General features: G+C 71.1%; 14 protein-coding genes. 7 read left to right on the top strand and 7 right to left on the bottom strand.

Features of this window, described 5'->3' with window-relative positions:
* Positions 1-21: 21 nt before the first annotated feature.
* Positions 22-450: a Fur family transcriptional regulator gene (locus ACG83_RS14160; protein WP_006543965.1), complete on the bottom strand. Its 429-nt coding sequence runs from the start codon at positions 448-450 to the stop codon at positions 22-24.
* A 518-nt stretch (positions 451-968) separates the two neighbouring features.
* Here ACG83_RS14160 and ACG83_RS14155 point away from each other — a divergent pair.
* Positions 969-1394, top strand: coding sequence for a hypothetical protein (locus ACG83_RS14155; protein ID WP_054567222.1), 426 nt, complete (start codon positions 969-971; stop codon positions 1392-1394).
* 108 nt (positions 1395-1502) lie between these two features.
* A complete protein-coding gene (trpD, locus tag ACG83_RS14150) occupies positions 1503-2696 on the top strand; it encodes an anthranilate phosphoribosyltransferase (protein WP_054566698.1) in 1194 nt (397 codons plus the stop codon).
* A 344-nt stretch (positions 2697-3040) separates the two neighbouring features.
* Here the strand turns inward: trpD and ACG83_RS14145 are convergent, their stop codons facing one another.
* Genes ACG83_RS14145 through coxB form a run of 3 tightly spaced genes read right to left on the bottom strand, consistent with a single transcriptional unit; the run spans position 3041 to position 5993 of the window.
* Entirely contained in the window at positions 3041-3442 is a 402-nt protein-coding gene (locus tag ACG83_RS14145) for a cytochrome c oxidase subunit 4 (RefSeq protein ID WP_054566697.1), read from the bottom strand.
* A complete protein-coding gene (gene ctaD, locus ACG83_RS14140) occupies positions 3439-5136 on the bottom strand; it encodes a cytochrome c oxidase subunit I (protein ID WP_054566696.1) in 1698 nt (565 codons plus the stop codon). Before ctaD ends, ACG83_RS14145 begins: the two co-directional genes overlap by 4 nt.
* A complete protein-coding gene (coxB, locus tag ACG83_RS14135) occupies positions 5133-5993 on the bottom strand; it encodes a cytochrome c oxidase subunit II (protein WP_050796092.1) in 861 nt (286 codons plus the stop codon). Before coxB ends, ctaD begins: the two co-directional genes overlap by 4 nt.
* A 483-nt stretch (positions 5994-6476) precedes the next feature.
* On the opposite strand from coxB, the gene ACG83_RS14130 reads away from it, so the two are divergent.
* Together ACG83_RS14130 and ACG83_RS14125 are read left to right on the top strand one after the other, a co-directional pair.
* Complete coding sequence (locus ACG83_RS14130; RefSeq protein WP_054566695.1) at positions 6477-7643, top strand: cysteine desulfurase family protein; 1167 nt, start codon at positions 6477-6479, stop codon at positions 7641-7643.
* Entirely contained in the window at positions 7643-7903 is a 261-nt protein-coding gene (locus tag ACG83_RS14125; RefSeq protein WP_054566694.1) for a sulfurtransferase TusA family protein, read from the top strand. Before ACG83_RS14130 ends, ACG83_RS14125 begins: the two co-directional genes overlap by 1 nt.
* A 99-nt stretch (positions 7904-8002) precedes the next feature.
* Here ACG83_RS14125 and ACG83_RS14120 read toward each other — a convergent pair whose 3' ends face one another.
* Together ACG83_RS14120 and erpA are read right to left on the bottom strand one after the other, a co-directional pair.
* Complete coding sequence (locus ACG83_RS14120) at positions 8003-8983, bottom strand: carbohydrate kinase family protein (RefSeq protein ID WP_054566693.1); 981 nt, start codon at positions 8981-8983, stop codon at positions 8003-8005.
* A 252-nt stretch (positions 8984-9235) separates the two neighbouring features.
* A complete protein-coding gene (erpA, locus tag ACG83_RS14115) occupies positions 9236-9598 on the bottom strand; it encodes an iron-sulfur cluster insertion protein ErpA (protein ID WP_054566692.1) in 363 nt (120 codons plus the stop codon).
* A gap of 661 nt (positions 9599-10259) precedes the next feature.
* On the opposite strand from erpA, the gene nadA reads away from it, so the two are divergent.
* The 3 genes from nadA (at position 10260) to ACG83_RS14100 (ending at position 13179) form a co-directional block, all read left to right on the top strand.
* Positions 10260-11447: a quinolinate synthase NadA gene (gene nadA, locus ACG83_RS14110; protein ID WP_054567221.1), complete on the top strand. Its 1188-nt coding sequence runs from the start codon at positions 10260-10262 to the stop codon at positions 11445-11447.
* Entirely contained in the window at positions 11447-12088 is a 642-nt protein-coding gene (locus ACG83_RS14105; protein WP_083473246.1) for a DUF3043 domain-containing protein, read from the top strand. The genes nadA and ACG83_RS14105 overlap by 1 nt, the downstream gene beginning before the upstream one ends.
* Before the next feature lie 113 nt (positions 12089-12201).
* The gene (locus tag ACG83_RS14100) at positions 12202-13179 is read left to right on the top strand and encodes an aldo/keto reductase family protein (RefSeq protein WP_054566691.1); all 978 of its coding nucleotides are present in this window, start codon (positions 12202-12204) and stop codon (positions 13177-13179) included.
* Between the two features lie 68 nt (positions 13180-13247).
* Here ACG83_RS14100 and ACG83_RS14095 read toward each other — a convergent pair whose 3' ends face one another.
* Entirely contained in the window at positions 13248-13892 is a 645-nt protein-coding gene (locus tag ACG83_RS14095) for a TetR/AcrR family transcriptional regulator (protein WP_369812887.1), read from the bottom strand.
* Positions 13893-13900: the final 8 nt, after the last annotated feature.

The raw sequence follows: 13900 nt of genomic DNA, 5'->3' as shown, positions 1-13900 counted from the left end.
TTACAGGATTCGGGTGTTCTGTTACGCCCACCGGCCCGGGTCCTGGCCCGCGCCGGTGGTCTGACAATCCGGGCACAGCCCTCGGAACTGCAGGTCGTACCCGGTGATCGTGAAGCCGGACCGGCGCGCGATCTCGGCCACCATCCCGTCCGGGACGGGATGGTCGATATCCGCGGCCCGACCGCACCGCTCGCACACGGCATGGTCGTGCCGGCTGGTGTTGGCGTCGTACCTGGCGGCCGTGCCGTCCCCGAGGCTCAGTTCAAGGGCGTGCCCGGTCGCCACCAGCAACGCGAGCGCGCGGTACACCGTGGCGCTGCCGATCCCAGGGGCAGCGACCCGCACGCGCTCGTAGACCTCGGCCGCCGTGGGATGGTCGTCGGCGGCCTTCAGCACCTCCAGCACGGCACCGCGCTGGGGGGTGAGGCGTAGTTCGGTTCGCTCCGGCATGGATCACGCCCGTCATCGGTTGGCGCCCGCCCGCGCACAGCCCCGGAGGAGAGGACCGCCCGGGCAGGCGCTGGGACAAACTGTCGACCCTTTTCCCTCTCTCGGGGTGCACGGTCACGGGTGCCGCGAGTCCGAGTCCGCGAGAGAAAAGGGTCGTTGAGAACGAGTCTCAGTATCACTCTTCGGGCGGCCTGCTGGCAAACCTCACCGGAGGTGAATCGCCCGGCCACTCCAGGCCATCCGCCCCCGCCGCCGAGTACGTCCGCCGGACGGCCAAGACCGTACCGTTCGGCCCCCCGGGCCCCGGTGCCGGATGGGGTGCGCGACCGCGGGCCCACGAACAGATAGCCTTCGGGACGGATACCGGGATGGTGAGACCCGTGACACCACGGCCGGGGCCTCTCGGCGTGATGTCCGAGGTCCGACGCCGGCAACCGGTGCCCACGCAGTGCCGGTACCGGCAGTCGCCTCCCGATCGCCGCCACAGCGGTCGCCCGCCAGAAAGGCCCGTGGACGCCATGAGCACCGTCCTCGTCTACGCGAGCAAGCCGGACGTCCGAGAGCGCGTCCTGGCCGCGGTCGGGCGTCGCCCCGCAGCCGACCTCGACGAGATCGAGTTCGTCGAGGTGGCGGACGCCGAGACGCTCATCGACGCCGTCGACCACGGCGAGGCCGACCTCTGCATCCTCGACGCCGAGGCGACCCCGTCCGGCGGCATGGGGCTGTCCCGGCAGCTCAAGAACGAGGTCGCCGACTGCCCGCCCACCTTGCTGCTCGTCGCCCGGCGCGACGACCGCTGGCTCGCGACCTGGTCGCAGGCGGACGGGGTCGTGGGCCACCCCGTCGACCCCGGCACGCTCACCGACGAGGTCGTCCGGCTGCTGCGGGCCCGGGCCGCCGGCACGGTCTCGCGTCGGCCGGTGGTCAACACCCGGGCGCACTAGCCCCAGCACGCATCGTGACCGAGCCATTTCCATCGTCGGCTCGAACCTGCGGTATCCCCAACCATGCCTCGTGAGATGGAAATGGCTCACCCACAGACGGAAGTCGTCATGACGAGCACCTCGGCCAGCGAGAACTGGCCGGACCTGATCAGCATGCTGCTCGCCGGCCAGCCGCTCACCACCGACCAGACCGGGTGGGCGATGGAGCAGATCATGGCCGGGCTGGCCACCCCGGCCCAGGTCGCGGGCTTCATCATCGCGCTGCGGGCCAAGGGTGAGACCGCCCAGGAGATCGGTGGGCTGGTCCGCACGATGCTGAGCATCGCCGAGCCGCTCCCCCTCGCCGAGGAGCTGCGGGCAGCGGCCGTCGACACCTGCGGCACCGGCGGGGACCGCTCCAACACGGTGAACCTGTCGACCATGGCCGCAATCGTCACCGCCGGCGCCGGGGTCACCGTCGTCAAGCACGGCAACCGGGCCGCGTCCTCGGCCAGCGGCTCGGCGGACGTCCTCGCCGAGCTCGGTGTGGTGATCGACCTGCCGCCAGCCGGTGTCGAGGCCTGCCTGGCCGCGGCGGGCATCGCGTTCTGCTTCGCCCCGGTCTTCCACCCGGCGATGCGGCACGTGGGGAGCATCCGCAAGGAACTGGGGGTGCAGACGGCGTTCAACATCCTCGGGCCGCTGGCGAACCCGGGCCGGCCCGGCGCGCAGACGATCGGCGTCGCCGACGCGCGCCTCGCCCCGATCGTCGCGGACGTCCTGGCCGACCGGGGCACCCGGGGCCTCGTCTTCCGCGGCGACGACGGACTGGACGAGCTGACCACCGCCACCGCGTCCACCGTCTGGGTCGTAAACGCGCCCACGCCGGCCGCAGCCGGCACGGGCGGCTCCGGCCGGCCCGGGGAGCCCGGCGGACCCACCGGAGCCGGTGGCGCCGAGATCGGGGCCGAGATCGGGGCCGGGGCCGGGGTCCGGTCGCAGGTACGCCGCGACCGTTTCGACCCGCGCGACCTCGGCATCACTCCCCCGGACGCGACCGCCCTGCGCGGCGCCGACGCGACGTACAACGCGGCGGTGGTACACACCGTCCTCGGCGGGGAGACCGGGCCGGTGCGCGACGCCGTCCTGCTCGCCGCGGCGGCGGCGCTGGTCTCGGCGGCCGGCCCGACCGACGCGCCCATCACCGAGCAGATCGCCGCCCAACTCGGCCGCGCCGCCGAGTCCATCGACTCGGGTGCCGCCGCCGAGACCCTGCGCCGCTGGGCCGAGGCGAGCCAGCAGGCGGCCAGGGCCCGGGGCTGACCGGGCCGCCCGGCAACGGGGCGTAGGGGCACTTGACGGTCCGCAGCGCTTGACGGTCGTCCGCAACGCCTGGCGGTCCGCAGCGCCTGGCGGTCCGCAGGAAGGGAGGATTTCGGTTGCTGCAGCAGCCAGAATCCTCCCTTCTTGCTCCGTGACAGCGGGGGCAGCGGCAGGGGAAGCCCGAAGCTCGGGATTTCTGCGGCGGGCTCCAGAACAACCAAGATCCTCCGCTCCTGCACGGAGTGGACGCGGTTTCGCATCTTCCGCGGTAAACGACAGGGGCCGCGGTCCCGGGATGGTCACCCCGGGACCGCGGCCCCTGCGCGGTCGACGATGGAGAAGGATCAGTCCTCAGGCAGCGGCGGGCGCCAGAAGTTCTCCATGACCAGGCAGACGGCGCTGACGAAGGTCATCACCGCGCCCAGGATGGTCATCCAGATGCCGAACGCCAGGCCCATTGCGGCCACGGACGCGCTCGCGGCGAGGAAGAACGGGTAGTAGCTGCCCGGGGTGAAGTGCCCGAGCTCGCCCGCCCCGTCAACGATCTCCGCATCGGGCAGGTCCTGCGGGCGCATGCCGATCCGGCGGCCGGTGAAGACCAGGTAGCCGCCGATCAGCAGGCCCATACCCGCGCACAGGGTGAGTGCGGCGGTCCCGGTCGGGTCCTTCGCCCAGAACCAGTAGACCAGCGCGGCCGCCCCGGCGAAGATGCCGAAGAAGTTGAAGATGAAGCCTTCTACCTTCATCGCGCGGCTCCCTGCCCGAGTTCCGGTGTGGCGTGCCCGACGACACCTGGGTGGTGCGCGTCGAAGGCCGGGCGCTCGGAGCGGATACGCGGCAGCGACCGGAAGTTGTGCCGAGGCGGCGGGCACGAGGTGGCCCACTCCAGCGAGTTCGCGTGCCCCCACGGGTCGTCAGCCGCGGCGATCGGACCCTTGCGGTAGGAGTACCACAGGTTGTAAAGCAGCGGCAACGTGGAGAGGCCCATCAGGAACGAGCCGGCCGTCGCGACGGTGTTCAGCGTGGTGAAGCCGTCATTCGGGCTGTAGTCGGCGAACCGCCGCGGCATGCCCTCGGTGCCCAGCCAGTGGAACACCAGGAAGGTCGCGTTGAAGCCCAGGAACAGCGACCAGAAGTGCAGCTTCGCCAGCTTCTCGTTCATCATCCGGCCGGTGACCTTCGGGAACCAGAAGTAGACGCCGGCGAAGGCGGCGAACATGAGGCCGGCCACGACATAGTGGAAGTGCCCGACCACGAAGTAGCTGTCGCTCACGTGGAAGTCGATCGGCGGGCTGGCCAGCAGCACACCGGTGAGACCACCGAACAGGAACGTCACGAGGAAGCCGACCGCGAAGAGCATCGGAGCCTCGAAGCTGAGCTGCCCACGCCACATCGTGCCGATCCAGTTGAAGAACTTGATGCCGGTCGGCACCGCGATCAGGAACGACAGGAAGGCGAAGAAGGGCAGCAGCACGGCGCCGGTGACGAACATGTGGTGCGCCCAGACCGCGACGGACAGGGCACCGATGCCGATGGTGGCGAACACCAGGCCCTTGTAGCCGAACAGCGGCTTGCGGGAGAACACCGGGATGATCTCACTGATAATCCCGAAGAACGGCAGCGCGATGATGTAGACCTCGGGATGCCCGAAGAACCAGAACAGGTGCTGCCACAGCATCGCGCCGCCGTTCTCGGCGTCGAAGATGTGGGCCCCGAACCTTCGATCCGCGGCCAGTGCCAGCAGCGCGGCCGCCAGCACCGGGAACGCCACCAGCACCAGGATCGAGGTGACCAGCAGGTTCCAGCAGAAGATCGGCATCCGGAACATCGTCATGCCCGGGGCGCGCAGGCACAGGATGGTGGTGATGAAGTTGACGGCACCGAGGATGGTGCCGAGACCCTGCACCGTCAGGCCGAGGACCCACAGGTCGGAGCCGACGCCGGGCGAGTACTGCGCGTTGCTCAGCGGCGCGTACGCGAACCAGCCGAACGACGCCGCGCCCCCGGGGGTCGCGAACCCGGCGAAGACGGTGAGGCTGCCGAACAGGAACAGCCAGTACGACAGCGCGTTCAGCCGCGGGAACGCGACGTCCGGCGAGCCGATCTGCAGCGGCACCAGGTAGTTGGCGAACGCGAACGCCAGCGGCGTCGCGAACATCAGCAGCATGAGCGTGCCGTGCATGGTGAAGTACTGGTTGTACTGCTCGTTCGAGAAGTACTGCAGGCCCGGGCGGGCAAGCTCCGCCCGGATGAAGATCGCGAGAATGCCGGCGATGACGAAGAACGCGAACGACGTCAGGAAGTACATGATCGCGATGTCTTTGTGGGACGTCGTCCGCAGGTAGCCGAGCAGGTTCGAGATCGGCGGCTTGTAGTTCGGGTCCGCCGAGTCGTGAGCGTGCCCGGCCGGCCCGGCGGGCGACTCGTGCAGAAGGGTCACTGGACACTCCCGGTGGTGGCGCCGGAGGACGGTGCCGCGCTGATCGCGGCGGTCTCCCGTTCCTCGATGAAGCGGTCGTACTCGGCACCGGGCACGACCTTGACGTAGAACGTCATCCGGTCATGGTCGGTACCGCACAGCTCGGCGCATCGACCGACAAAGGTTCCGGTCTTCGTCGCGGTGAGCTCGAACTGGTTGACGCGCCCGGGGACGACGTCCCGCTTGAACAGGAACTCGGGCACCCAGAACGAGTGGATCACGTCCGGCGACGTGAGCACGAACCGGACGGACCGGCCCTCGGGCAGCACCAGCACCGGGGCCTCACCGGGCCGGCCGGTGACCTCGACCTGGTTCGTACCCGGCGTCTTGCCGGTGTCGAGGTACTGGAACTGCCAGTTCCACCGGAAACCGATCACGTTCACCGTGACGTCGGGGTCGTCCGAGAGCTTGGTGATCTCGGTCTCGTCACGGGCGGTGTAGTAGAAGAGGCCCGCCACGATCACAACTGGCACGACGGTGTACAGGATCTCGACGGGCAGGTTGTACCGGACCTGGCGCGGCAGGACATCACTGCGCTTCCGGAACACGATGACCGCGTAGAAGATCAGAGCCCATACGAACACACCGACGGCCAGGGCTGCGATCACCGAGCCCTGCCACATGTTCAGGATCCGCGGGGTGTGGTTGGTCACACCATCTGGGAATCCAAAGTTGGGAACGTCGCAGGCGGTCGCCAGCAGGCCTACGGCCGCCAGCGTGGCGCCCATGCGCGCTCCCGCGCGACGCCGGGCCGGCCGTCGGTGTCCAACCCGACGGCTCGCCGGCTCGTCCGCGTCAGCGGTGTCAGCCGGGGCCATCGGCGTGTCCTCGACATCCGCGAGCGACGGCCGGGTCCGACCGAAGGATCTCCTCACCAGGTCCTGCCTCCCACGACTAGCGGCCGCGTCGGCGATGGACGGATCGCAAGCTCCGCCATCGCCTCGCGACCGCATAGAAACGCTTCGCGGGCCGGCCGGTCCAACCGGCCTCGCTGCTTCGTCTTCCGACTGTCTTCGACACGCTGTAGATGGTGCGGCAGCAGCGTATCCCAGCAGCGGTCGAGCTTCTCGCCGCAGGCCCCGTCCGGAGCTGTGAGACGCGACCCGCGGGGCAACGTGGACAGGCCGGAGTGCCCTTGATCCGGACCGCCGGCGGGGCCCGACCGGACCCCCGGCGGTGCTTTCCGCCATCTGCTTTCTTCACGACACCCCGCAAAGCCTTTCCCGTTCCCTGCACGAATGCGGCGACACCGCTGTGCTGGGGGCACCCGGATGCCCCGCAACGGGCGTAGCGTCACTCTCGTGCCGGCATACCTCGACCACGCGTCGACCACGCCGCTGCATCCGGTCGCCCGGGAAGCGCTGCTCGCCGCGATGGACGACGGCTGGGCCGACCCGGCCCGGCTCCACCGCGAGGGGCGTCGCGCGCGGATGTTGCTCGATGCCGCCCGCGAGACCGTGGCCGGCGTGCTGGGTGCCCGCGCCCCCGAAATCAGCTTCACGGCCAGTGGCACCGCCGCGGCCCACCTGGCACTTCTCGGTACCGCGGCGGCTCGCCGCCGGGCCGGCGGGGTGGTCGTGGTCAGTGCCGTGGAACACTCCAGCGTCCTGCACGCCGCCCAGCGCCACGAAGGTGCCGGCGGCGAGGTCGTGACGATCGGGGTGGACCGGCTCGGCCGCGTCGATCCGGCCGCCTTCACCGCCGCGCTCGACGCCCGCCCGGACACGGCGGTGGCGGCACTGCAGCACGCCAACCACGAGGTCGGCACAGTCCAGCCGGTCGCCGAGGTGGCGCAGGCGCTACGGGCGCGGGGCGTGCCGCTGCTCACCGACGCCGCGATGACGCTGGGGCGGGTCCGGGTCGATCTGCCCGAGCTGGGTGCGGACCTGCTGACCGCGAGCGCGCACAAGTTCGGCGGGCCGCCCGGGGTGGGCCTCCTCGTGGTCCGCACGGGAACCAGGTGGGCCGCGCCGGGGCCGGCCGACGAGCGCGAGTACGGGCGGGTCCCCGGTTTCCCCAACGTTCCCGCCGTGGTGGCGACGGCGGCCACGCTGGCCGTGCGCGCCACGGAGATCGACGCCGAGGCACCACGGCTGGCGTCCTACGCGAACCGGCTGCGCGAGCGCCTGCCGGAGCTGGTTGAGGACGTCGAGCTGCTCGGGCCGGGCGGCACCGATCCCACGGTCGCCCTGCCGAATGTGGTGGCCTTCTCGTGTCTGTACGTCGCGGGCGAGGCTCTGCTCGCCGAGCTCGACCAGGCCGGCATCGCGGTCAGCTCCGGATCGAGCTGCACCGCCGACACCCTGACGCCCAGCCACGTGCTGGTCGCGATGGGCGCGCTGACCCACGGCAACCTGCGGGTCTCCTTCGGCCGGGAGTCCACCGAGGCGGACGTCGACGCGCTGTTGGCCGCGCTGCCGGCCGCGGTGCGGGCCGTGCGTGAGCGCGCCGGCGCGGCGGGACTCTGATGAACGCCGTACCCGAGCCACCCAAGCCGACCGCGCCCGAGCCGCCCGCGGTCGTCGTCGACGCCCTGGGGCGGCGGTGCCCGCTGCCGATCATCGAGCTGGCCCGGCGCATCCGCGACGTCGAGGTGGGCCAGCTCGTCGAGCTGCGGGCCGACGACCCGGCGGCCGCGGCGGACGTCGCCGCCTGGTGCCGGATGCGCGGCCACAAGCTGGTCGCCGCCCCCACCGCGGCCGTCTTCCTCATCCGCAGGCAGAGCTGAGCGCACCGGGCGCCTGCCGGCAGGCGCCGCAGGCACCAGGACGGCAGGCACCTCCGCCGGCAGGCACTCGCCCGCCGGCGGAGCCGAGCGCGGCTGTGCTCAGAGCGCGGGCAGGTGCCCGGCGATCTCGTCGGCGGCCGCTGCCCCGTACGCCTCGGTGAGCCGGTTCACGAACGTCTCGCGCTCCACCGTGTACTCCTGGGTGCCGACGGTCTCCAGCACCAGTGTCGCGAGCATGCACCCGGTCTGAGCGGCCCGCTCCAGCGACAGGCCCCAGGAGACACCGGAAAGGAAACCGGCCCGGAACGCGTCGCCCACCCCGGTCGGATCGGCGGTGCTGAGCGCCGGAACAACCGAAACCTTGATCGCTTCTGCGCCGGCGGACTCGATGACGACACCGTCCTTGCCCAGTGTCGTCACCCGCACCTGGACGCGGCCGAGGATTTCCTCGTCGGTCAGGCCGGTCTTGGAGGCCAGCAGCGCCTTCTCGTACTCGTTGCAGAACAGGTAGGCGGCACCGTCGATGAGCGAACGGATGCTCTCGCCGTCCATTGTCGCCAGCTGCTGGGACGGGTCCGCCGCGAAGGCGTAGCCACGCTCCCGGCACTCCTCGGTGTGGCGAATCATCGCCTGCGGGTCGTTGGGGCTGATCACCACGAGGTCGAGCCCACCGAAGCGCTCGGCGACGGGACGCAGCTCGATGCTCGACGCCTCGCTCATCGCGCCGGGGTAGAACGACGCGATCTGGCAGAGGTCGTTGTCCGTGGTGCACACGAACCGGGCGGTGTGCGCGATCTCGCTCACCCAGACCGAGGCGGTGTCGACGCCGTGCCGGTCGAGCCAGGAGCGGTAGTCGGCGAAGTCCTCACCGACCGCGCCGACCAGGATCGGATGAAGCCCCAGACGCCCCAGGCCGAAGCCGATGTTCGCCGCGACCCCACCGCGGCGGATCACCAGCTCGTCCACGAGGAAGGACAGCGAGACCCGCTCGAGCTGGTCCGCGAGCAGCTGCTCGGCGAACCGCCCCGGGAAACGCATGAGGTGGTCAGTGGCGATGGACCCAGTCACGGCGATACGCACGAGGACGCAGCCTACCGCCAGCGCTCACCCGGCCAGCAGGGACATCACCGCACCGTTCGGACGTGTGCCGAACATGCCCGCTTTCGTGCGTGTGTACCCGGAGAAATGACGGAACCCGGCGTGACAGACGGCGTCACGCCGGGTTCCGTTTCTGGCTGTGCTGAGCTACTGACTCCGACCGGAGCCGGCACGGTGCGGGGACCGCCGGGACGCCCCGACCACTCCGGTGCCGATCAGCCGATCATCGGCCGATCAGTGGAAGGAGTCTCCACACGCGCAGGAGCCCTGCGCGTTCGGGTTGTCGATCGTGAAGCCCTGCTTCTCGATGGTGTCGACGAAGTCGATCGTCGCGCCACCGAGGTACGGGAAGCTCATCCGGTCCACCGCGACCTTGACTCCGGAGAAGTCGAGGACGGTGTCACCGTCGAGCTGGCGCTCGTCGAAGAAGAGCTGGTACCGCATGCCCGAGCAGCCGCCTGGCTGCACGGCGATCCGGAGCTGGAGGTCGTCCCTCCCCTCCTGCTCGAGCAGGGTCCTCACCTTGCCGGCGGCCGTGTCGGTGAGAACGACGCTGCTCGGCCTGGTCTCGGTCTCGGTTGTGTCCTGCACGGTCATAGGGGCTGCTCCCTGCCCTTGTGGACGTGCCTGGTTCACCAGGCTTCCTGGTACCCAAGGCGGCCGTACGCGGGAAGTGGCGCCGGGCGACGCCTCCCCACGGGCGACACACCTGCCGTGCCGCCGTTCTTGCTCAACACCGCGAGCAAGGATCCGCTTCCCATCGTAGCCAGCGACCTGGACGTCGGCCACGACGCGCAAGTGACATGCGTCCTTGATCTCGGGGCCGACCGCCCCAAGTTCGCGCAGACCAGGCGATCCGGAGTTAGAGTCTGAACGACCATTAGCACCCGGAGCTGTTCGGCACACTGTTGTGACCGGCACGTTTTCGGCGTCCGGCACGTTTTCCGTGACCAGCCCGGCCCCTGTGGCTGGCCCGGTTCCCGGGCCGGCGTGGTTCCCGGGCCGGTCTCGCGGTCGGCACGGGTTTCGCGGCCCGCGAACAGCCGAGCGGCACGGTCCGGCGATGGCCCGCCAGGCCGGACCCGCCCCCGACCCGACCGACTCGACCGACCGACCCAACCCGATCGACCCCCGCCACCGACCCACCACGACGAACCGGCCACCACGACGAACCGGCCACGACGAAGAACCGGCCACGACGAACCAGCCACGAGCAGCGAGCGGCGGCGGCCCACCGGGCCAGCCCGAAGGAGCGGACATGACTGTCAACCCAGCCCTGGAACGCCTGGGCGTCACCGCCTCACCGCTCGCGCTGCTGCTGCTCGGGCGGGACTCCGACCCCGGCAGCGAGCGGGGTGTGGAGTGCCCCGGCGATCTCCCGCCGGCGGCCGACCCCGGACTGGCCGAGCGGGCCCGGGAGGCCAAGGCGGCCCTCGGCGACGACGTGTTCGTCCTGGGGCACCACTACCAGCGCGACGACGTCATCGCGTTCGCCGACGTCACCGGGGACTCGTTCAAGCTCGCCCAGCAGGCGGCGGCGCGGCCGGCGGCCAGCTCGATCGTGTTCTGCGGCGTGCACTTCATGGCGGAGAGCGCGGACATCCTGACCGCGGACCACCAGCGGGTGATCCTTCCCGACCTCGCCGCCGGCTGCTCGATGGCCGACATGGCCACCGCCGAGCAGGTCGCGCAGGCCTGGGACGACCTGCTCGACGCGGGCGTCGCCGCGGACACCGTTCCGGTCAGCTACATGAACTCCTCCGCCGCGATCAAGGCCTTCACCGGGCGCCACGACGGGACGATCTGCACCTCGTCCAACGCCGAGCGGGCGCTGGACTGGGCGTTCGGCGAGCGGCGCGGGAAGCGGGTGATCTTCCTGCCCGACCAGCACCTGGGGCGCAACACCGCCATCGACAAGCTGGGCATGTCCGAGGCCGACTGCGTGGTCTACGACCCGCGGCGTCCCGGCGGCGGGCTGACCCACGCCCAGCTGCGGGACGCGCGGATGATCCTCTGGCGCGGCCACTGCTCGGTGCACGGCCGTTTCACCCGGGAGTGTGTGGACGAGGTACGCAACCGCGTTCCGGGGGTACAGGTCCTGGTGCACCCCGAGTGCCGGCGTGACGTCGTGGAGGCCGCCGACCTGGTCGGTTCCACCGAATACATCATCAAGGTGGTGGACGAGGCCCCGCCCGGGGCCATGTTCGCGGTGGGAACCGAGCTGAACCTGGTACAACGGCTGGCGAACCGTCATCCTGACAAGAAGATCGTCTTTCTCGACCGTACGGTGTGCTTCTGCTCCACGATGAACCGCATCGACATGCCGCACCTCGTGTGGACGCTCGAGGCACTCGCTCGTGGGGAGACCGTGAACCGCATCACCGTCGACCCCGAGGTCGCGACCTACGCCCGAAAGGCCCTTGACCAGATGTTGGCGCTGCCCTGATGGCCCTGCTGAAGAGGCGGAACACCGAGTCCGAGGCGGACTCGCCGGTCGGCGACGAGCCGGTGCCGGCGTCCGCCCGGGCCGGTGGTGACTCCGCCGAGAACGCCCGGGTCACCGCCGGGAAGGGGCGGCCGACCCCGAAGCGGTCGCAGGCGCGGGCCGCCCGGCCGCGCGGCGGTGCCGGCGGCGCCGGGGCGGTGCGCGCCGCGACCGGCAAGGAGGGCCGGCGGCTGCAGCGCGCCGAGCGGCGCGAGCAGAGCCAGCAGTACCGCTCGGCGATGATGTCCGGGGACGTCAACAAGCTCCCGCCGCGTGAGCGGGCGCCCGAGCGGGTGATCGCCCGTGACTTCGTGGACACCCGGTTCAACATCGGGCCGATCTTCCTGGCCGTCGCCCTGGTCTACTTCATCGGCGGCCTGGTGCCGAACTCCTACGTCCGGCTGACCGCGACCTATCTGATGCTGGTCGGGATCATCGCCGTCGTCGTGGACTCGATCGTGCTGGCGCGGCAGGTGAGCCGGCGGGTGGCGGAGAAGTACCCGGACTCCCGGGTGAAGGTGCGGGCCTACTCGGCACAGCGTGCGCTGCTGCCGCGCCGCTGGCGGATGCCCCGTCCCCGGGTCTCCCGGTCGGACCGCTGACCCGCGCGCCCGCAGCCGCGCCGCTGCACTCGGCCCTGCTCCTGCTCCTGCTCGCAGGCAGAACGCGCCAGGAGACGGCGAGGCGGCGGGCGGTCGTGTGAAAGGGTTCGGCTGTGAAGCATCGACGCCTCGGTAACAGCGGACTGTCGGTCAGCGAGATCTCCTACGGCAACTGGATCACCCATGGTGACCAGATCGAGGCCGACGCCGCGACCGCCTGCGTGCACGCGGCCCTCGACGCGGGGATCACCACCTTCGACACCGCGGACGTCTACGCCCAGACTCGCGCCGAATCCGTCCTCGGTGCGGCCCTCGCCGGTGTGCGGCGAGAGTCCTACGAGCTGTTCACCAAGGTCTTCTGGCCGACCGGGCCTGGTGAGAACGACAAGGGGCTGGGCCGCAAGCACATCATCGAGTCGGCGCACAACTCGCTGCGCCGGCTGGGAACCGACCACATCGATCTCTACCAGGCCCACCGCTACGACCCGACGGTGCCGTTGGAGGAGACGCTGCGCGCCTTCGACGACCTGGTACGCGCCGGCAAGGTGCTCTACGTCGGCGTCTCGGAGTGGACGGCGGCGCAGATCGCCGACGCGGTGCGGATCGCCGGTGAGCTGGGCCTGGACCGGATCATCTCCAACCAGCCGCAGTACTCGATGCTGTACCGGACCATCGAGGCCGAGGTCGTCCCCACCTCGCGGGAGCTGGGCATCTCGCAGATCGTCTGGTCGCCGATCGCCCAGGGTGTGCTGACCGGCAAGTACCTGCCGGGCAGCCCGCCACCGGCCGGCAGCCGTGCGACGGGCGGCACCGGAGCCGGCTTCATCGCGCGTTTCATGACGGACGAGGTCCTGACCGCGGTCCAGGACCTGCGCCCGATCGCGGCGGATGCCGGCCTGACGATGGCGCAGCTCGCGGTCGCCTGGGTCCTGCAGAACGACAACGTGGCCTCGGCCATCGTCGGGGCCACCCGGCCCGAGCAGGTCAAGGACAACGTCGGGGCCAGCGGGGTGGTCCTGGAACCGGCCCTGCTCGCCCGGATCGACAAGGCCCTCGCCTCGGTCGCGACCACGGGGCCCGAGGGCGCCTGAGCCGCGCGATGCCCGCCGCCCGGTGCGGGTTGCCGGGTAGCGCCCGGTGCGGGTGTCTGAGGGCACCCTCACCGGGCGGTGAACGCCCTGGCCAGCGCCGCCCAGGTCCGGTCCAGATCCGACCCGGGCAGGAACCGGCCGGCGAGCTCCAGCAGCACCGTGCCGTGCGCCGCCGCCCACAGCGCCTGGGCCAGGTAGGGCTCTCCGGTGGCTCGGTAGAACGGCTCGCCCGACCAGTCCTCGAGCCCCGGTGTCAGGTCGGTCCGCCCGAGCGGGTCGACCGCCGTCAGCCGGTAGAGGTTCGGCCGTTCCAGCGCGTACCGGCGGTACTCGGCCAGCAGCCGGGCCACGACGTCGCCCGGCCCGGATGCGTCCACCACCCGGTGCATCGCGTCGCCGATCTCCCAGAGCGCGGTCTCGACCAGCGCGGCCTCGACCGCGGGCTTGCCGGGCAGGTGCTTGTACAGCGACGGCGCCCGGATGCCGAGCACCTCCCCGAGGCGGCGCATCGTGAGCGACTGCGCGCCTTCGTCCTCCAGTAGTCGCAGTGCCGCCTGCAGGATCTCGGTGACCCGGGCGGAGCGGGCCGGGGGCACCGGCCGCGGCGCGATCCGCGCCACGGGAAGCGCCGCGCCCGCAGCCCCCGCGCCCGCAGCCGCCGCGCCCGCAGCCGCCGTGCTCGCAACGACAACGCCCACGGCATCTGTGCTCACCGCAGCCC

The sequence above is a fragment of the Frankia sp. R43 genome (assembly GCF_001306465.1).
GTDB lineage: Bacteria > Actinomycetota > Actinomycetes > Frankiales > Frankiaceae > Parafrankia > Parafrankia irregularis.
This window is presented reverse-complemented; position numbering and strand designations above follow the sequence as displayed.